The sequence below is a fragment of the Leucobacter tardus genome (assembly GCF_017583045.1).
Lineage (GTDB): Bacteria > Actinomycetota > Actinomycetes > Actinomycetales > Microbacteriaceae > Leucobacter > Leucobacter tardus.
Genome location: NZ_JAGFBF010000003.1, coordinates 39,283 through 58,174 on the forward strand (window position 1 = coordinate 39,283; position 18,892 = coordinate 58,174).

Annotated in this window: 18 protein-coding genes and 1 tRNA gene; 7 read left to right on the plus strand and 12 right to left on the minus strand. The window is 66.5% G+C overall.

The window, feature by feature from the left end; genetic code table 11:
* Positions 1–79 precede the first annotated feature (79 nt).
* Positions 80–967 carry a hypothetical protein gene (locus J4H85_RS05305; protein ID WP_208237610.1) on the plus strand — a complete coding sequence of 296 codons (888 nt, stop codon included), beginning with the start codon at positions 80–82 and terminating at the stop codon, positions 965–967.
* Here the strand turns inward: J4H85_RS05305 and J4H85_RS05310 are convergent.
* Positions 964–2,223: a phospholipase D-like domain-containing protein gene (locus J4H85_RS05310; RefSeq protein ID WP_208237612.1), complete on the minus strand. Its 1,260-nt coding sequence runs from the start codon at positions 2,221–2,223 to the stop codon at positions 964–966. The two genes, J4H85_RS05305 and J4H85_RS05310, sit on opposite strands and share 4 nt — an antisense overlap.
* A gap of 165 nt (positions 2,224–2,388) precedes the next feature.
* On the opposite strand from J4H85_RS05310, the gene hemA reads away from it, so the two are divergent.
* Complete coding sequence (gene hemA / locus J4H85_RS05315) at positions 2,389–3,678, plus strand: 5-aminolevulinate synthase (protein ID WP_208237614.1); 1,290 nt, start codon at positions 2,389–2,391, stop codon at positions 3,676–3,678.
* 21 nt (positions 3,679–3,699) lie between these two features.
* Here the strand turns inward: hemA and J4H85_RS05320 are convergent, their stop codons facing one another.
* The gene (locus J4H85_RS05320) at positions 3,700–4,425 is read right to left on the minus strand and encodes an LmeA family phospholipid-binding protein (RefSeq protein ID WP_208237616.1); all 726 of its coding nucleotides are present in this window, start codon (positions 4,423–4,425) and stop codon (positions 3,700–3,702) included.
* 93 nt (positions 4,426–4,518) lie between these two features.
* On the opposite strand from J4H85_RS05320, the gene J4H85_RS05325 reads away from it, so the two are divergent.
* The 3 genes from J4H85_RS05325 (at position 4,519) to J4H85_RS05335 (ending at position 6,779) form a co-directional block, all read left to right on the plus strand.
* The gene (locus J4H85_RS05325; RefSeq protein ID WP_208237618.1) at positions 4,519–5,946 is read left to right on the plus strand and encodes a sugar porter family MFS transporter; all 1,428 of its coding nucleotides are present in this window, start codon (positions 4,519–4,521) and stop codon (positions 5,944–5,946) included.
* A 77-nt stretch (positions 5,947–6,023) separates the two neighbouring features.
* The gene (locus tag J4H85_RS05330; protein ID WP_208237620.1) at positions 6,024–6,344 is read left to right on the plus strand and encodes a DUF7882 family protein; all 321 of its coding nucleotides are present in this window, start codon (positions 6,024–6,026) and stop codon (positions 6,342–6,344) included.
* Positions 6,345–6,458: 114 nt separating this feature from the next.
* Positions 6,459–6,779 (plus strand): DUF7882 family protein, encoded by a 321-nt coding sequence (locus J4H85_RS05335; protein ID WP_208237622.1) that lies wholly within the window; start codon positions 6,459–6,461, stop codon positions 6,777–6,779.
* Here the strand turns inward: J4H85_RS05335 and J4H85_RS05340 are convergent.
* Together J4H85_RS05340 and J4H85_RS05345 are read right to left on the minus strand one after the other, a co-directional pair.
* Positions 6,773–7,327, minus strand: a complete 555-nt coding sequence (locus J4H85_RS05340) for an SRPBCC family protein (RefSeq protein WP_208237624.1) — start codon at positions 7,325–7,327, stop codon at positions 6,773–6,775. The genes J4H85_RS05335 and J4H85_RS05340 overlap by 7 nt on opposite strands.
* A gap of 142 nt (positions 7,328–7,469) precedes the next feature.
* A tRNA-Lys gene (locus J4H85_RS05345) sits at positions 7,470–7,542 on the minus strand.
* Positions 7,543–7,699: 157 nt separating this feature from the next.
* On the opposite strand from J4H85_RS05345, the gene J4H85_RS05350 reads away from it, so the two are divergent.
* Both J4H85_RS05350 and J4H85_RS05355 read left to right on the plus strand, forming a co-directional pair.
* Positions 7,700–8,329: a hypothetical protein gene (locus J4H85_RS05350; RefSeq protein WP_208237626.1), complete on the plus strand. Its 630-nt coding sequence runs from the start codon at positions 7,700–7,702 to the stop codon at positions 8,327–8,329.
* 114 nt (positions 8,330–8,443) lie between these two features.
* Positions 8,444–9,784: an APC family permease gene (locus J4H85_RS05355; RefSeq protein WP_208237628.1), complete on the plus strand. Its 1,341-nt coding sequence runs from the start codon at positions 8,444–8,446 to the stop codon at positions 9,782–9,784.
* Positions 9,785–9,928: 144 nt separating this feature from the next.
* On the opposite strand, the gene pstB is transcribed toward J4H85_RS05355, so the two are convergent.
* The 8 genes from pstB to J4H85_RS05395 all read right to left on the minus strand — a co-directional run bounded on the left by pstB (position 9,929) and on the right by J4H85_RS05395 (position 18,866).
* Complete coding sequence (gene pstB, locus J4H85_RS05360; RefSeq protein ID WP_208237629.1) at positions 9,929–10,708, minus strand: phosphate ABC transporter ATP-binding protein PstB; 780 nt, start codon at positions 10,706–10,708, stop codon at positions 9,929–9,931.
* 67 nt (positions 10,709–10,775) lie between these two features.
* A complete protein-coding gene (gene pstA / locus J4H85_RS05365; RefSeq protein ID WP_208237630.1) occupies positions 10,776–11,855 on the minus strand; it encodes a phosphate ABC transporter permease PstA in 1,080 nt (359 codons plus the stop codon).
* A 29-nt stretch (positions 11,856–11,884) separates the two neighbouring features.
* Positions 11,885–12,838 (minus strand): phosphate ABC transporter permease subunit PstC, encoded by a 954-nt coding sequence (gene pstC / locus J4H85_RS05370; protein ID WP_208237631.1) that lies wholly within the window; start codon positions 12,836–12,838, stop codon positions 11,885–11,887.
* Between the two features lie 41 nt (positions 12,839–12,879).
* Complete coding sequence (gene pstS / locus J4H85_RS05375) at positions 12,880–13,971, minus strand: phosphate ABC transporter substrate-binding protein PstS (RefSeq protein WP_208237632.1); 1,092 nt, start codon at positions 13,969–13,971, stop codon at positions 12,880–12,882.
* Positions 13,972–14,112: 141 nt separating this feature from the next.
* Complete coding sequence (locus J4H85_RS05380) at positions 14,113–15,069, minus strand: NUDIX hydrolase (RefSeq protein WP_208237633.1); 957 nt, start codon at positions 15,067–15,069, stop codon at positions 14,113–14,115.
* A complete protein-coding gene (locus tag J4H85_RS05385) occupies positions 15,066–17,180 on the minus strand; it encodes an RNA degradosome polyphosphate kinase (protein ID WP_208237634.1) in 2,115 nt (704 codons plus the stop codon). The genes J4H85_RS05380 and J4H85_RS05385 overlap by 4 nt, the downstream gene beginning before the upstream one ends.
* Positions 17,173–18,132, minus strand: coding sequence for a mycothiol synthase (mshD, locus tag J4H85_RS05390; RefSeq protein ID WP_208237636.1), 960 nt, complete (start codon positions 18,130–18,132; stop codon positions 17,173–17,175). Before mshD ends, J4H85_RS05385 begins: the two co-directional genes overlap by 8 nt.
* Positions 18,132–18,866, minus strand: a complete 735-nt coding sequence (locus J4H85_RS05395) for a winged helix-turn-helix transcriptional regulator (RefSeq protein ID WP_307863433.1) — start codon at positions 18,864–18,866, stop codon at positions 18,132–18,134. Before J4H85_RS05395 ends, mshD begins: the two co-directional genes overlap by 1 nt.
* Positions 18,867–18,892: the final 26 nt, after the last annotated feature.

Consider the following 18,892-nt stretch of genomic DNA (forward strand, 5'->3'; position numbering starts at 1 on the left):
CGTCGGAACGCCCCGGGCCCGGCTGAAGGGACAGCACTGGACTCAGGAGCAGACAGGTTCGTGCCCCTATCGTTGAGACATGCGGCACGGAGCTCGAAAGCGTCTCGACTTCCGGCGACTGCTCGCCCGCGTCGACTGGAAGCGCGTGCTCTGGGGGGCCGGCGGAGGATGCGTCGCGCTGCTGCTCGCGGCATCGGGTCTCGCGCTCGTCGCGTCCCCGGCTCAGACGCCGAACGTGCCGGATCGCTTCGATCCGGGCATCATCATCGCCGACGAACTCTTCTACGACGGCGACGCCATGACGGCAGAGGAGGTCGAGGGGTTCCTCGACGAGCGCGTACCCGATGCTGCGCGGCAGAGCTTGCGGAACTTCACCGAGGACACCGAGTCGAGACCCGCGGACGACTACTGCGACGGGTACGCGGGTGCCGATGACGAATCGGCCGCGGACATCATCGCCCGAGTGGGGGAGTCGTGCGACATCAGTCAGCGGGCCCTCCTCGTGATCCTGCAGAAGGAGACGGCACTCGTCGGCCTGCGGACTCCGGAGGACTGGCGATACGACCGCGCCATGGGATACGCCTGCCCCGATAGCGGACCGAACCGCTCGGCGAACTGCGACGAGGACTTCTACGGGTTCGCGAATCAGCTGTACTGGGGTGCACGCCAGTACCAGGTCTACCGCGCGCACCCCGAAGACTTCAACTACCGTCCGTTCGAGATGAACACGATCCAGTTCCACCCCGACCGCGACCGGTGCGGAACGTCAGACGTGTACGTCATGAACTGGGCCACCGCGGGCCTCTACAATTACACGCCGTATCAGCCGAACCGCTCCGCGCTCGCCGCCGGGCAGGGTGAGGGCGATGCGTGTGCGACGTACGGCAACCGCAACTTCTACGATCTGTACAAGGCGTGGTTCGGCGATCCGCACGTCGCGCGCGAGGCGGATCCGGCGCAGCGCTAGAAGAGCGGACGGAAGGGGAGCAGCGCCGCCTCAGCGACTTTCGTCGCGGTGCTCCGACCTTCCCAGTGCGGCGGCTCGAGCACTTCGCAGTGCTCGGAGTCCGCAGCGTAGATGCGCTCCATCTCACGTGCGAAATCCTGATCCACGATCTCGACGTTCGTCTCGTAGTTGAATGTGAGCGAGAGGCGGTCGATGTTCGCGGTGCCGACTGTCGACCATTCCCCATCGATGGTCGCCGTCTTCGCGTGGATCATGCTCGCCGCATAGAGGAGGAGCGTGATCTTCGAGGAGAGGAGCTGGCCGTAGAACCCCCGGGTCACCCAGTCGGCGAGAATGTGGTTCGACTCCTTCGGAACCATGAGGCGCACGTCGACGCCCCGCTCCGCAGCGAGACTGAGGGCGCGGACGATCTGCTGATCCGGCACGAAGTACGGGGTCGTGATCCAGACGCGGTGCTGGGCGCGCTCGATGGCGTCGAGGTACATCTGCCGGATGGGGTACACCAATTGCACGGGCAGGTTCGCCGCGACGTGCACGGGAGAGGCCCACGTGTCCGGAGCGATCCACGGGATGGCTTCGTCCGTGTTGCAGCGCTCGTTCCACACCCGGGCAACCGAGTTGCGGAGCCCCCAGACCGCCGGCCCGATCTCGCGAATGTGCGTGTCGCGCCACTCACGCGCGTAGAGGGCGCCGATGTTGTAACCGCCGACGAAACCGATCCGATCGTCAACGATGAGCACCTTGGAGTGGTTCAACCCGGTGTAGCGCAGCGGTGCTTTCCAGATCTTACGGCGGAATACCGGAAGCCGGTGCACGAAGACTCGATCGGAGAGCTGACGGTAGAACGACTGAGGAACGACGAGATTCGCGAAGCCGTCGTACATGAGGTGGACCCGGACCCCGCGCTCAGCTGCGTGGTTGAACGCATCGATGAAGCGCTGGCCGACCGCATCGTTCTTCCAGATGTAGGTCTCCATGATGACCGAGTGCTCGGCGGCGTCGATCGCCGCGATCATGTCGTCGTAGAGTGCTCCGCCGTCGGTGTAGATCCGGATCGACGACTCGGCGACGTCCGCTTCGAACGTTCCGGGCTGCGGCGCATCGCGCTTCACGCGCCCCCGCCGTTCGAGATGGTCGACCGTGATGGCGGGCGCCGCAGCCAGTGCTGAGCCGACGGCTCCGACCGCGGAGGCGATGACGCCGTACTTCAGGATCGTTCGCAGTGGTCGCCGTCGGTATTCCTGTCGCGCACGCATCCCCCAACTGTAGCGCGCGTCAGTGTCGCGAAAATGTGCGGTTGCGCCGTGCGACACGAGCCAACCTGGGTATGGACGCATTGCAGCTCTCAGGAAGGCGAACTACCGTAGATCAGATGAATGCCCGCGACCGCGCGGGCATGCACCCGACCTCACGGAAGCAGGATGTACCAGAGCATCTTCGAAGACGCCATCGCTGACCTGAAGAGCACGGGTCAGTACCGCACCTTCACCCATATCAACCGTCTCGCCGACCAGCACCCTCAGGCGCTCATGTTCGGGCCGGGTGCAGACGGTGGCTCGTCCGCCGCGAGCGATGACGCATCCGCGACGACATCGTCGTCTGACGCTCACGAGATCACGGTGTGGTGCAGCAACGACTACCTGGGCATGTCGACGCACCCGGATGTGATCGGAGCAATGGTCGCCACGGCTCAGCGGTACGGAGCCGGCGCTGGCGGTTCGCGGAACATCGGCGGCACCTCCGACCTGCACCGCGATCTCGAGCAGTTGCTCGCCGATTGGCACGGCAAGGAAGCGGGACTGAGCTTCCCGTCCGGCTACAGTGCCAACGACGCGACGCTCCAGTGCCTCGTGCGCCTGATCCCCGACCTCGTCATCTTCAGCGACGAGCTGAATCATGCCTCGATCATCAGCGGTATCCGCGCCTCGCGCGCCGAGAAGCGCATCTTCCGTCACAACGACGCCGGGCATCTGGAAGAGCTCCTGTCCGAGTACCCGGCGGAGCGCCCGAAGATCGTCGTGTTCGAGTCCGTCTACTCGATGGACGGTGATGTCGCGCCGATCGCGGAGATCGTCGAGATCTCCGAGCGCTTCGGCGCGCTCACCTACATCGACGAGGTCCACGCCGTCGGCATGTACGGGCCGGGAGGGTCCGGCGTCGCCGCCGAGGTCGGGATGCATGATCGGATCGATATCATCCAGGGCACGCTCGCGAAGGGCGTCGGGGTATCGGGCGGGTACATCACGGGTCGTCGTGCGCTCGTCGATGCGGTCCGCTCATTCGCCCCCGGGTTCATCTTCACGACCGCGCAGGCCCCCGGCGTGGTCGCTGCGGCGATGGCGAGCATCGCGCACCTCCGGAACTCCGACGCGGAGCGGCACGCTCAGCGCGAGGCCGTCGCGCGCATGCGCCTCGAGCTCGAGCGCGTCGGTATCGCGGTGAACCCCGATACCACGACGCACATCCTGCCGATTCACGTGGGCGACTCGGCGCTCTGCCGCCAGGCGGCCGATCGGTTGCTCACCGTTCACGGTCACTACCTCCAGCCCATCAATGCCCCGTCGGTGCCGCGCGGGACCGAGCGATTCCGGATCAACCCGACGCCGAACCACTCCGTCGAACAGATGGAGCGGCTTGCCGGCGCGCTCCGGGAGGTCTTCGACCACTTCGGGCTGCCGCACGGCGCAGCACCCGTGCTGCGCGCCGCGTAGACCCGGGCATCGTCCGGCCGGTTACGCGCAGCTGCCGCGGAACCGGTCCTGAGGGTTCGAGATGAGTCCCTCCGAGAGCGCGCCCTCGAGGGTGATCCCGCCGTCGGGCGAGACCCCCATCCCGGTGAGCGTGATCCCGCGAGGCAGCCGATCCGCAATGCAGACGGTCCTCGGCGCCGAGAGCTCGGTCAGCACGGATTCGGGGATCAGACCGCCGCCTTCGACGACGAGGTCGGACGGTGCGACGACGATCCGACCCGCGTCCACCGCGAAGTCGAAGGTGCCCTCGAACGGCAGCGCGATTTCCGGGGTGTCGAGGGTGCCGCCCGCGAACACGCGACCCTCGCGCATCTCCGCCCACTCGATGGTCCCGGCCGTCATGAGGCGCATGGCGGGTTCGAGTTGCTCGGGGGCGATGGTGAACGTCGCGGTGCCGTTGCGCAGTGGACCGATCAGCGGGAAGAGCGGCACCGAGTCCATGTGCATCTCGGTGCGTGCCGTCACGTCACCGTCGAGCGGCACGTCCTCCGCCTCGATGGAGACGTCCCCGATGCGCCATCGCAGGGCGTTGAGTGCGGCGGAGCCGCCCATCGCGACATCGACGCGGCTCTCCTGCGCCACGCGAAGCGGCACCCGGACACCGCCCTCGATGACGGAGGGCATGAAGGCACGGAGAGCGAACTCGGCGAGTGCGCCGAGTATGGCGATCACGATGAGTGTGATGGCGAGGCGCTTGAGAAACGTCATCCCGATCGACCTTATCCGCGGCGGGTGCAACGGTTCCAGCGGTGATCGCAGTCGTCGCCGCTTCGTGATCAACCTGTGAGATAGGGTGCAGGCATGGCATCAGAACAGCGCGGTTCGGCGCCCGGTACCGTGCCCACCCCGCCGATCACCCGAGTCGTGCTGATCGCTGCAGCCGCGGCGATGGGCGGGTTCCTGTTCGGATTCGACACGGCAGTGATCAACGGTGCGGTCGGTGCGGTCGGCGAGTGGAGCGGTGCCGGTTCGGTGCTGCTCGGTTTCTCGGTGGCGAGTGCACTCATCGGCTGCGCGGTCGGCGCGTGGTTCGCCGGGGGTGTTGCGGCGAAGCTCGGGCGGATCCGGGTGATGCAGATCGCCGCGATCCTCTTCTTCGTGACGTCGCTCGCGTGCGGGCTCGCATGGGACATCTGGTCGCTGACGTTCTTCCGATTCGCCGGCGGCCTGGCGGTGGGGGCTGCGAGCGTGATCGCCCCCGCCTACATCGCCGAAGTCTCCCCGGCACCGGTGCGCGGCCGGCTCGGGTCGCTCCAGCAGTTGGCGATCGTGCTCGGCATCTTTGTCTCCTTGCTGAGCAACTACGCGCTCGCCCAGGCCGCGGGTGGCGCGGCGAACGAGCTGTGGTTCGGGCTGGATGCCTGGCGCTGGATGTTCATCGCCGAGTGCGTGCCGGCGGTCATCTACGGGCTGCTGGCCTCGATGATTCCGGAATCACCGCGCTTCCTGGTCGGCAAAGGTCGCGACGACGAAGCCGAGCGCGTGCTCGAGCACTACGTCGGCGGGACGCCGACGGAGAAGATCACCGAAATCCGATCCACGCTCTCCGATGAGCGGACGCAGTCCATCGCGGTGCTCCGCGGGGTTCGTTTCGGGCTGATCCCGATCGTCTGGGTGGGGATCCTGCTGTCGCTCTTCCAGCAGTTGGTCGGCATCAACGTCATCTTTTACTACTCGACCATGCTCTGGGAGGCCGTCGGGTTCGACGAGTCGGATGCCCTGCTCACGAGCGTCATCACTTCGATCGTGAACATCACGACGACGATCGTTGCGATTCTGCTCGTCGACAAGGTGGGTCGGAAGCCGCTGCTCCTCATCGGATCGGCGGGCATGCTGGTCACGCTCGGCACGATGGCGGGGATCTTCGGAACGGCGCCGACCGAGATGGTCGGCGGTGAGGTCCAGCCGGTGCTCTCGGACACGGCCGGGATCGTCGCCGTGCTCGCGGCGAACCTCTACGTCGTCTTCTTCGGCGTGAGCTGGGGGCCGGTGGTCTGGGTGCTGCTCGGCGAGATGTTCTCGAACCGCGTGCGCGCCTACGCGATCTCTGTCGCCGCCGCGGCCCAGTGGATCGCCAATTTCACGGTGTCCCTCACGTTCCCGGCGCTGGCAGACGCGGGACTCGGGCTCGCCTACGGGCTCTATGCGACGATGGCGGCGGTGTCCCTGTTCTTCGTCTGGAAGTTCGTGCGCGAGACGAAGGGACGCGAGCTCGAATCGATGGAGTAGGCGAGAAGCGCCCTCCGCGACGCGCCCGAGGACCCGTCGAATAGGAGAATGTGCGGCCGCCTCGATAGACCTATGAGGTGGGTTTTCTCATCTATGGTCATCATGAGCACGAATTCGAAGACCGGTTGCTCGCGCACATCAAGACGGCTTCAGGGGTGAAGCTGCGCAAGCATGAGCCGTTCTTCCTGAATTGGACGAAGTCCGCCAAGGACGGCTCGGGACGTATGGCGATTTGGATCACGCCGTACATTCCCCTCTCGTTCCGCTTCGCAGGCGGCCGGCAGCCCGCGCTGAACTCCACCTGGGTGCGGGTGCTCGAGGAACTCGCGGACACGCCGTTCGGCATGCGCGTGCTGAGCGAGGATGATGCCGAGAAGTACGCCCGGGAGCACTTCTGATCTCCTCGCTCGGCTCCCCTCGGACGACCCGGAGCCTCGCTCGGTGCCTCTGCGCGTCGTCACCGATTCGTGACCACCTGTAGCCAAATGGGACCTCTCGTGGGACCGTGAGGTATGGGACATCTCATCTACGGCGATCACGATCACGATTTCGAGGATCGACTGCTCGCGCACCTGAAGACCGCCATCGGTCAGAAGCTGCGTCGCCAGGAGCCGTTCTTCTTGAACTGGAACAAGTCGCTGAAAGAGGGTGACGGACGCATGGCGATCTGGGTGTCGCCCTATGTTCCGTTGACCGTGCGCTACTCAGGCAGCAGGCAACCCGAGATCAACCCGGTGTGGGTGCGCGTGCTCGAAGACACCGCCAGTCAGCCATACGGCATGCGCGTCATGTCAGAGGAGCAGGCGGAGCGCTACGCGCACGAGCACTACTGAACCGGTGACGTCGCACCCCCGGTGAGCGCCGTCCCGGCGACATCGGGGGCGTCGTCGACGTGCGGCCTCGCCGCGGGAGCCGTGTAGTCCGTCGATAGCCCGATCAAACGGGGCGCGGGCTGGCCTAGCGACCCGTTCTGCATCATCTGGGCGAAGATGTCGAGATCGGCACCGACGCGGGCGTCGCACGTGAGCGACCGCGGCGCGACCGGAGACGCGAGAAGGCGGTGGTCCCACTCCATGGAGAGGGTCACGCGCGTCCGACTCTCCCCGAGCGTTGCGAAGGCCACGGAACCGACGTGCACGCGCGGCCCGAGACTGCGCCAGGTGAGCAGGCGCTGCGGCACCCGCTCGACGATGACGGCGTCGAAGTCCCGCTCCTGGCCCGCGAACGCGACTCGCCAGTGCAGCACCGTGCTGCTCAACTGCGCGACCTCCACGGCCGCATCGATGAACAACGGATACGTCTCGAAGCGCGTCCACTGCTGGAAGACGTCGTATATGGGCAGGTCGATGTCCACATCTGCGGACCCTGTGTCTTTCGGCATCGTCTCAGTCCTTTGATGTCGGTGATAGTCCCGAGGCTACGTGCGTCGAGACCAGGAGTCACTATGGTTGACACCGACGGGAAGCGTCTGATCGTCGGGAAGCACGCCGAATGGCGCCTGCATCCGACACGATGCGAGAGAGTGGGCCCGGCGGGGCTCGAACCCGCGACCCGCGGATTAAAAGTCCGATGCTCTGCCAACTGAGCTACAGGCCCGTAGAAGATCCTATCGGACGGAAGCTCGCGGTGCGCGCATCGCGAGTTCCGGTGCTCATTCTATCCGTCTTCCCTGATTCTCCGGGCGGTGTGCCCGCTGTCGACGGGGCGTAGACTCGCCGGGTCAGCGCAGGTGTCACGCCCGGAGAGGAGTCGCATGTCCCGAGAGCATGCCAGACCGATTCTGCAGCCCACCGAAGATTTCGACTGGATCATCGGGTCCGACGAGCCGGGCGCCGCTCATCGTCTCGCGCACGAGACCTCGTGGGCGCTGCTCGATCGGGTGCGGAGCGTCGCGGACCCCGAGGTCGTCGACCGGGTGGTCGGCATCGCGACGCAGGAGGGGATCGATGACATCGCCGAGCTCTGGTCCCACGCCGATGCGCGCTCCCTGGCCGGGGTGCTCTGGCGTCTGTACCTGCTGCGCCAGGTGGCCGCGGTGAATCCGGCGGCGATCGCCGATCTCTTCTCTCGAGGCCTCGAGGCGGCCGTCACGATCGACCCGGTGGTGGCGGGGGCGGCCGAACCGGTCACCCCGGACTCGATGGTGGACCTCTGCACCACGATCCTGCGGGGGGTGTACGCCGGCGACCTCACGGCGGCACTCAATCGAGCCGCGAGTTACTGCCGGCTCATGTCGCTCGGCGCCGCCGCCCTCGCGGACGACCGCGACGCTCACGATGACGCGCACGCAGCCGAACTCACGCAGCGTTCACTCCGTTACTCGGCGTTCGCCGAAGAACTGCACGCGGCGGCCGTCCGCTGGCGCGACGGTACCCTCGACTGAACCCGGCTCCACCACGATCGGGGTGTTCAGGGCACAACCTGCCGGATCATATGGGGCCGGACGCCTCGAGTCCAGGGGATCGGGCATCCGTTCGACATCGGCCACGATAGTGGGATGTCTGATGATCCACCGAAACTGCGCCGTGCGATTACGGGAGGCATGCTCTTCGCCTTCATCCTCGGCGATGTGCTGGGAGCCGGCGTCTACGCGCTCATGGGGGTGCTCGCCGGAGAGGTCGGCGGGCTCCTCTGGGCACCGCTCCTCCTCGCGATGCTGCTCGCCCTGCTGACCGCCGGGTCGTATGCCGAGCTCGTGACGAAGTATCCGAAGGCCGGGGGAGCGGCCGTGTTCGCGGAGCGCGCGTTCCGCAGCCGCATCGTCTCGTTCCTCGTGGGCTTCAGCATGCTCGCCGCAGGGGTGGTGAGTGCGGCCGGCCTCGCCATCGCGTTCGCGGGCGACTACCTGCGCGCGTTCCTCCCGGTGCCGCCGCTCACCGCAGCCCTCGTCTTCCTGCTCGTCGTGGCGGCGCTCAACGCGCGCGGCATTCGCGAATCCATGGGCGCGAACATCGTGATGACGATCATCGAGGTCAGCGGCCTCGTGCTCGTGGTGGCGGTCGTGGGCATCTTCCTCACGGGGGGCGGAGGCGAGCCTGCACGGGTGCTCGAGTCTCCGGAGGGATCGGGAGTGCCGTTCGCGGTCCTCGGCGGCGCCATCATCGCCTATTACTCCTTCGTCGGCTTCGAGACCTCTGCCAACGTCATCGAAGAGGTCAAGGACCCGACCCGGACGTACCCGCGCGCCCTCTTCGGCTCGCTCATCGCAGCCGGCGTCGTCTACGTTCTGGTCGGCCTCGCGAGCGCAGTCGCGCTGCCTGCCGCCGACCTGCAGGAGTCGAGCGGACCGCTCCTTGCGGTCGTCGAGGCCACCGGGGTCGGGATCCCCTCCTGGCTGTTCAGCCTCATCGCTCTGATCGCGGTCGCGAACGGCGCGCTGCTCACCATGATCATGGCGAGCCGGCTCACCTACGGCATGTCCGAGCAGGGGCTCCTGCCCTCGGTGCTCGGCAAGGTGCTGCCGGGTCGGCGGACGCCGTGGGTCGCGATCCTGGCAACGACGCTCGTCGCGATGCTGCTCACCCTGGTGGGCGACCTGGCCACGCTCGCCGAGACGGTCGTCCTGCTGCTGCTCTTCGTCTTCTTGAGCGCCAACGTCTCGGTGCTCGTGCTGCGACGCGACCGTGTGGAGCACCGGCATTTCCGGGTGTGGACATTCGTTCCGGTCCTCGGGATCGGCTCGTGCATCCTGCTCCTGACGCAGCAGAGCGGCACCGTCTGGCTCTTCGGCGCGGTGCTGCTCGTGATCGGCCTGGCCCTGTTCGGGTTGGCGCAGTGGGCGCGCTCACGAGCCGCGAAGCGGGAGCTGCGGCCGGCCGCGCCCGGGCGCGCGGAGTGACTGGCGGACCCCCGGGGGTGCTGCGTTACACTGTTGCGTGCCGGGCCGCAGTAACCCCGGGCTCCAATTTTTGCCGCTTCGAGCGGCCTTCCGCCGAGAGGCGTTTCTGCGGCTCGGTCTCTTCCGACGCCGGGTGTTTCGGGCCTACCCGAAGCGGCCCGAGACGTAGTCCTCGGTCGCCTTCACGGAGGGTGCGGAGAAGATCTTGCGGGTGTCCCCGTACTCGATGAGCTTGCCCGGCTTTCCGGTGCCAGCGATGTTGAAGAATGCGGTGCGATCGGAGACGCGTGAGGCCTGCTGCATGTTGTGGGTGACGATCACGATCGTGTACTGCTGCTTCAGCTCGTCGATGAGATCCTCGATCGCGAGCGTCGAGATGGGGTCGAGCGCCGAGCACGGCTCGTCCATGAGGAGGACGTCGGGGGAGACCGCGATGGCGCGCGCGATGCACAGACGCTGCTGCTGACCGCCCGACAGGCCCGATCCGGGCTTGTCGAGGCGGTCCTTGACCTCGTTCCACAGGTTCGCACCCGACAGCGATCGTTCGACGAGGTCATCGGCGTCGGACTTGGAGATCGAACGGTTGTTGAGGCGCACTCCGGCGAGCACGTTCTCTCGGATCGACATGGTCGGGAACGGGTTCGGGCGCTGGAACACCATGCCGATCTGACGGCGTACGAGCACCGGATCGACACCCGGGCCGTAGAGGTTCTCACCGTCGAGCAGCACGGACCCCTCGACGCGTGCGCCGGGGATCACTTCGTGCATCCGGTTCAGTGTTCGGAGGAACGTCGACTTGCCGCAGCCGGACGGACCGATGAAGGCCGTGACACTGCGCGGCTCGACATCGATGGTCACGTCTTCGACGGCGAGGAACTTCGAGTAGTAGACGTTGAGGTCTGAGACTTCGATGCGCTTCGACATGTGGCTGGGGTTCCTTCGGAGTTCGGTGTCGGTGTACGTGGGTGGTGCAGGCTCGCCTCCCGCGAATCTACCTGCGCGAGGTAGGGGAGAACCAGCGGGCGATGAGTCGGGCCAGCAGGTTCAGCAGCATGACGATCAGGATGAGTGCGAGCGCGGCGGCCCACGCGCGCTCGAGGAACGCCCACCCCGGATTGCCCTGGTTCGCGAACTGGGTGTAGACGTACACGGGGAGCGACTGCATGCGATCGTTGAAGAGGTTGTAGTTCATCGAGGCGGTGAAGCCCGCAGTGATGAGGAGTGGCGCGGTCTCGCCGATGACGCGGGCGATTGCAAGCATGACACCGGTGGTGATGCCGGCGATCGATGTGGGCAGGACCACCTTCACGATGGTGCGCCACTTGGGCACACCCAGGGCGTACGAAGCCTCGCGCAACTCGTTCGGCACGAGACGCAGCATTTCCTCGCTCGAGCGCACGACCACGGGGATCATCAGCACGGAGAGGGCGACCGCTCCGATGATGCCCATGCGCACCCCCGGTCCGAGGATGAGTGCGAAGGCGGCGTACGCGAAGAGGCCTGCGACGATCGAGGGGATCCCCGTCATGACGTCGACGAAGAATGTGATGGCGCGCGCGAGTCGGCCGCGGCCGTACTCGACGAGGTAGATTGATGTCAGCAGCCCGAGCGGCACGGAGATGACGGTGGCCGCGAGCGTGATCATCAGGGTGCCGACCATGGCGTGCAGGGCGCCGCCGCCCTCGCCGGTGACGTTCCGCATCGAGTAGGCGAAGAACTCGGGATCGAAACGAGCGAGACCGTTGCCGACGACGGTGATCGCGACGGAGACGAGCGGCACCATCGCGAGCAGGAATGCTCCGGTGACGAGGCCCGTGATGAAACGGTCGACGGCCTGGCGGCGGCCCTCGACGGAGGCAGAGATGCCGGTGATCACCGCGAGCGACAGGATCGCCGCGACGACGGCGGTGCCGACGATGCTGAACGCGGATCCCGATGCCGCAGCGAGCAACGCGAACAGTGCGATCGACGCCGCGATGCTGGCGACGAGCACGACCCACGGGACCGGGCGCGGGAGGCGGTTGCCGGCGAGCGTGGACCCGGCTGAGACCGGACGGGTGATGATGGCCATGTGGGGGTTCCCTCGTGGTCGGCGGTGCGTCAGTCGGCGGCGTTGAACTCGGCGCGGCGGCTGATGATCCAGCGGGCGAGCGCGTTCACGAGCAGGGTGACGACGAACAGAATCAGACCGGTCGCGATGAGTACGTTGACGTTCTCCCCGTAGGCTTCGGGGAAGGAGAGCGCGATGTTCGCGGCGATGGTGGACGGGTTCTGCGAGGTGAGCAGGTTGAGCGTCACCACGCCCGTCGCGGAGAGGACCATGGCGACCGCCATCGTCTCACCGAGCGCGCGGCCGAGGCCGAGCATGGCCGCAGAGACGATCCCCGCACGGCCGAAGGGAAGCACGGCGAGCCGGATCATCTCCCACCGGGTGGCACCCAGCGCCAGCGCGGCTTCCTCGTGGAGCCCCGGAGCCTGCAGGAAGACCTCGCGGCAGATCGCGGTCATGATCGGCAGGATCATGACCGCGAGCACGATCGCGGCGGTGAGGATCGTGCGGCCGGTGCCCGATGCCGTGCCGCCGAAGAGCGGGAACCAGCCCGCGTTCGCGTTCAGCCACTCGTAGATCGGTTGCACCGCGGGCGCGAGCACACCGATGCCCCAGAGGCCGTACACCACGCTCGGCACTGCCGCGAGCAGGTCCACGATGTAGCCGAGCAGCTGGGACAGCTTGCGGGGGGCGTAGTGCGAGATGAAGAGTGCGATACCGATCGAGATCGGCAGCGCGATGATCAGCGCGAGGGTGGCCGCCCATACCGTGCCGAACACGAGCGGTCCGACATAGGCCCAGAAGTTCGACGTGAGGAGTGAGGCGCTCTCATTCGTGGCGAAGAATGCTGGCACGCTCTGCACGATCAAGAAGATCGCGACGGCGGCGAGCGTGACGAGAATCATACTGCCCGCGAACACCGCCGACCGCGAGAAGACGCGGTCCCCGATGCTGAGGACCGGCTTCCCGGCGGTGGCGGTGGTCGCGGCGGTGGCGGTGGTCACGTGGGCGGCTCCTGCGTGGTTGATGCTCGAGAGAGCGGGGTTCAGCTGATCGCGTCGATCGCGGGCTGGATGCTCTCGCGGAGCGTGTCCGAGATCGGTGCGCTGCCGGCGGCCTCGGCGGCGTCCTGCTGGCCCTGATCGCTGACGATGTAATCGAAGTAGGCCTGCGTCAGCTCGGCGTTGGCCGGATCCTCGTACTGCTCGCAGCCGATGAGGTAGCTCACGAGCACGATCGGGTAGACGCCGTCCTCGGTACTCGTGCGGTCGAGCTCGATCGCGAGATCGTGCTCGGTGCGTCCCTCGGCGAACTCCGAAGCGTCGACCACCGCAGCCGCAGCCTCGGGGGTGTACGCGACGTACTCGTCGCCGACCTTGATCTCCACGGTGCTGAGGTCGCCGGCGCGCGACGCGTCGGCGTAGCCGATCGTACCGACGCCGTTGCTGACTGCCTCGACGACGCCCGAGGTGCCCTGCGCACCTTCGCCGCCGAATGCGCTCGGCCAGCTCTCGATCGATCCCTCGGTCCAGTCATCGGGTGCCGCTTCGGCGAGGTAGTCGGTGAAGTTGCCGGTGGTGCCCGACTCGTCCGAGCGGTGGACGGCCGAAATGGTCTGATCGGGGAGCGTCGCATCGGCGTTCTGGTCGGCGATGGCCGGATCGTTCCAGTTGGTGATTTCGCCCGAGAAGATCTTGGCCACCGTCGGGGCGTCGAGCTGGAGCGAGTCCACACCCTCGACGTTGAAGATCAGTGCGATCGGCGAGATGTACGCGGGGAACTCCACGAGACCGGAGTCGGCGGCGCAGGCGTCGAACGGCCCGGCCTCGATCTCCTCGAGCTCGAACGCCCGATCCGAACCGGCGAAGGCGTTCGCGCCCTGCTGGAACGTCTCGCGCCCTGCGCCCGAACCGGTCGGGTCGTAGTTGACGGTGACATCGGGGTTCGCGGTCTGGAAGGCAGCGCCCCACGCCTCCTGCGCGGAACCCTGCGACGATGCGCCGGAGCCGGTCAGTGCGCCGGAGAGCTGTGAATCGGATGCTTCACCGGATCCGCCCTCGTTCGCGGCGCACGACGTCAGTGCGAGAGCGGCGATGCCGCCGACGAGCAGGGTCTTGACCAGGGGGGAAACCTTCACGGGTACCTATCCTTTAAATGCTGGTGACTCAGACTGTGGCGGTTCGCCACAGGCACCAGGTTAGGGAGCGGAGGTGACGCGCGGGGCAGCAGCAAGTGAACAGCGGGTGAACACCCGACACCGCGACGGTGCCGGTCGACGTCAGTGCTTGAGCGGATAGGTTTCGACGCTCAGGATCCCAGCCCCGGGCCGTCGTCGCGAGAGATGGAACACGGAGAAGCCGGCGGGCGGCAACGAGGTGGCCTCGTCGAGATAGGCGCCTGGCACGCTCCCGGTGGCGAGGACGAGCTCGCGCGCGATGTCGGGCAGTACGGGTCGATGGCTGCACACGAGCGCAGATTTTCCGCGCTTCACGATCTTCGCGATGAGCTTCCGCATCCCCTCGAGTTCACCGGTGTCCCACGTGTCCTGGCTCAGAGCGTCCGTGCCGCGCACGCGCCGGTCGAGGTGCGCCGCGAGTGGTGACACGGTACTCACACAGCGTGTCGCCGTGGACGTGTGGATGCGCTTCGGCGCGAATGCGGCCAGCATGGGCACGAGCGTTTCCGCCTGCGCTGATCCGGTTGTCGTCAACGGACGCAGACGGTCTTCGGGATACTCGGGACTTCGGCCGATCGCTTTCGCATGGCGGAGCAGCGTCACCGAGAAGGTGTCGAGAAGATCATGGTCGACGAGTCGCCCGAATACGGCGTAGAGGTCGCGATCCGCAGCGTAGCTGAGGCGCTTCGGCACCTCGTTCCACGGTACCCATTCGAGGGCCTGCACTTCGCTATTGGGTGCGAACGTCGAGGCCAATGCGATCTGGGGTGTGACCTCCGCCGCCCAGTACTGCACGGTCTTGGTGGCGCCCCCGCGAACGGTGTAACTGATGGTTCCGAGGCTCATGCCGAGTGAGACGGAGAGTCCGGTCTCCTCACGGGTTTCACGGATTGCCGCCGCCTGCATGCTCTCGCCCGGGTCGAGTTTTCCCTTCGGAAAGGAGATGTCGCGCTGCTTGGTGCGGTGGATGAGGAGCACCATCAGACGATCCTGACCTCCGTCGTCGGCGGGCACGCGTCGCCAGCACACGGTCCCGGCCGCGAAGATGGCAGCGCTCATCGACTGCCACGCGGACGAGCCTCAGCACGATCCGCGAAGACGAGATCCTGCAACGCGGGGAGGATACGTCCCTCGTCATCGCGTTCGCGCCGCTGCCAGGTGCCGTCCTCGAGCAGATGCCAGGCCGATACGTCGTCGCTGAACGCGAGATCCCACAATCGCTCGATGCGCGAGAGGTGGTCGCGTTCGGCGAGCCGCACGAGCACCTCGATGCGACGATTCAAGTTGCGATGCATGAGATCGGCCGAGCCGATGTACACCTCGGGATCGCCGTCGTTCTCGAACGAGTAGATGCGCGAGTGCTCCAGGTATCGTCCGAGGATCGATCGCGCGCGGATGTTCTCGGACAATCCGGGCACTCCCGCGCGTATCGCGCAGATACCGCGCACCCAGACATCCACCGGCACGCCCACCTGACTCGCGCGGTAGAGCGCGTCGATGATGCCCTCGTCGACCATCGAGTTGGCTTTGAACTTAATACCGCTCGGACGTCCGGCTTTCGCGTGTTCGGCTTCGCGCTCGATGCGTTCGAGCAGACCCTCGCGCAGTCGCTGGGGCGCAACGAGCAGACGGTCGTACTGCGTCTCGATCGCGTATCCCGAGAGCACGTTGAAGAGCTTGGTGACATCTCGTCCCACCTCGGCGGAGGTCGTGAAGAGCCCCATGTCCTCGTAGATCCTGCTCGTCTTCGGGTTGTAGTTGCCGGTGCCGATGTGGCAGTAGTGGGTCAGGCGCCCGCCTTCGTCGCGGATCACCTGCACGAGCTTGCAGTGCGTCTTGAGCCCGACGAGACCGTACACGACGTGGACGCCGGCCTGCTCGAGCTTGCGCGCCCACGTGATGTTCGCCTCTTCGTCGAAGCGGGCCTTGATCTCCACGAGCGCGAGCACCTGTTTGCCGGCTTCCGCCGCTTTGATGAGCGCCGCGACGATCGGACTGTCGCCCGAGGTGCGATAGAGCGTCTGCTTGATGGCGAGGACGTCGGGGTCCGTCGCCGCTTGCTCGACGAAGGCCTGCACACTCGTCGAGAAGGACTCGTACGGATGGTGCACCAGCACCTCGCGGCGGGCGATCGCGCGGAACGTGTCCGGCCGTTCGCTCGGAGAGTTCGGGCGGAACGGGGGAGCCGTCACCGGGACGTGCGGCTGGAACCTGAGATCGCTGCGATCGAGTCGCGTCAGCGCGAAGAGCCCGTTGAGATCGAGCGGTGCCGGAAGCGTGTAGACCTGCTGCTCATCGATGTCGAACTCGCGCACCAGCAACTCGAGCGTCGTCTCATCCATATCGTCGGAGATCTCGAGTCGGATCGGCGGACCGAAGCGCCGACGGAGCAGCTCTTTCTCGAGCGCCTGGATCAGGTTCTCGGTCTCGTCCTCCTCGATCTCGACATCTTCATTGCGCGTCACGCGGAAGACGTGGTGGTCGATGACTTCCATGCCGGGGAAGAGGCCGTCGAGCTGATTCGCGATAAGATCCTCGAGCGCGATGAACCGCACATCGTCGACGGACTCCCGGCGATCGACGCGGATGTACCGCGGAATCATCTGAGGGACTTTGAGTCGCGCGAACTCGACCTTGTCCGTGCGGGGGTTGCGGACCCGGATCGACAGGTTCAGCGCGCGCCCGGAGATATAGGGGAACGGGTGCGCCGGATCGACGGCGAGCGGCATGAGGATCGGATAGATGTGTCGTTCGTAGTACTCCGTCAGCACGTGACGATCGGCGGCATCGAGCGTTGACCAGTCGGCGATATGCACGCCGGCCTCGCCGAGTGCCGGACGTACCTGCTCGGCGAAGCACTTGGCGTGGCGGAGCTGCAGTTGATGAGCGGTGCGATTGATGTCGGCGAGCACATCCGTCGGAGCACGTCCCACGTTCGTCGGTACCGCGAGGCCCGTCACGATGCGACGCTTCAATCCGGCGACGCGCACCATGAAGAACTCGTCCAGGTTCGACGCGAAGATGGCGAGGAAGTTGGCGCGCTCGAGGAGCGGCACCTCGGGGTCCTCAGCGAGTTCGAGCACGCGCTGGTTGAACGCGAGCCAGCTGAGCTCGCGATCGATGTAGCGGTCCCCCGGAAGCTCCTCGATGGCTCGCGTCGCTTCACTCATGGCGTCCCCTCTCTTGCATCCACTGCCGACTGCGTTGATCTACCGTGAACCCGCTGCGCTCGTACAATCGCACGGCGCGCTCGTTGTCACCATCGACATACAGGCTGATCCGATCAGGGTCATGCTCCGCCATGCGTCGCAGTGCGCGGTCGAGCAGGATCCTCCCGAGTCCGGCCCCCGCCTCATCGGGATGCACCCCGAGTGCATAGAGCTCGCACTCGGTGCCCCCCAGCTCCGTCTGCGAGGCCTGAGTCGTCACCGTTTTCACCCACGCGAATGCTGCCGGTCGCTCGGCGCCCGATCCGCGGGTATCGAATGCGAGCAGCAAGTCTTCCGCGTCGAACCACTCCTCACGGGTGAGCGCCGCGAAATCGTCGAGCGTCATGGCCCCCTGCTCGGGGTGCCCCGAGAATGCGGCGGCGTTGACTGCCACCCACGCGGCCGCCTCGACCGCGCTGCCCGACGTGTGCGGGGTGATGCTGAGCCAAGCGGGTGCGTCCACGGGATCGCCGTGGGGGAGGAGTGCTGGTTCGAGCGTCATCCGCAGTAGTTCGCGCACCGGAGTGAATCCGGCGCGCGCAAGCAGGGCGTCCGCGGCCGGGTTGATGCCGTGCGACCAAGCTTTCACCGGGGGGCCCGTGCGCGCGAGGAGCTCGGTGAGTGCGGCGGTGCCGATGCCGCGTCCTCGCACCTCGGGGTGGACGACCAGGTCGAGCTCGCCTTCACCGGCGATCCCGATCGCCACGGGGCCGGACGAATCGGCATCATCACCAACTGCGGCGAATCTGGCGACCAGCCGTCGCCCCTGCGCGGCGGCGACGAGCGCCTGGTCCGAGACGGGCGACCTGCTGTCGTGCAGCTCGGCGGCGCGCACGATCATCCGCACCTGATCCATCGCTGCCTCGTCGGTCGCGTCGTGGCCAGGGCCGGTGAATTCGGCTGCGATTCGCATTACTGCTCACCCTCTCCGTTGGAATCCGACACTGCGTCGCGGGCGCGCGCGAACCCGTAGCCCACACCGCGCACGGTGCTGATGAGTGCCTCGTGGTCTCCGAGCTTCGCCCGCAATCGACGCACATGAACGTCGACGGTCCGTGTTCCGCCGAAATAGTCGGTTCCCCACACCTCGCTGAGCAGCTGCTCGCGGGTGAAGACGCGCCCAGGATTCGCCGCGAGGTAGTGCAGCAACTCGAACTCCTTGTAGGTCAGATCGAGCGTGCGTCGTTGCACGCGCGCCGTGAAGTTGGCCTCGTCGATCGTGACTCCGGCCGTTGTGATGACATTCGGTCGATCGGGAACCGATGATTCCATGATCGACAGGAGGCGGAGGCGGGTGTCGACTTCGGCCGGATTCGCAGTCGGCAACAGGAACTCGTTGATGCCCCATTCAGGGGTCAGCGCCGCGAGCGCCGTTTCGGCGATCACGAGGACGGTCGCGACGCGTCCCGTCTCACGCAGGCTCATGCACGCGGCCCGCGCGCGCCGCGGGTCGAGGCTGCCGTCGATCAGCACAGCATCGAACCGCGAGCATGCCGAGGCGCTGACACGCACCGAGAGCGGTGACGTGCTGACTTCGTGAGCCAAGAGGCCCAGTGCCGGAAGACTGTCGGCTGGATCCCGGTCGGTGAGGCAGAGCAGACGCACCAGGGTTCCTCCCTTCGCTGCACGGCCCGGCTGGCCGTTCACCAGTCTAGCGGGGGTCGGTGTGTGAG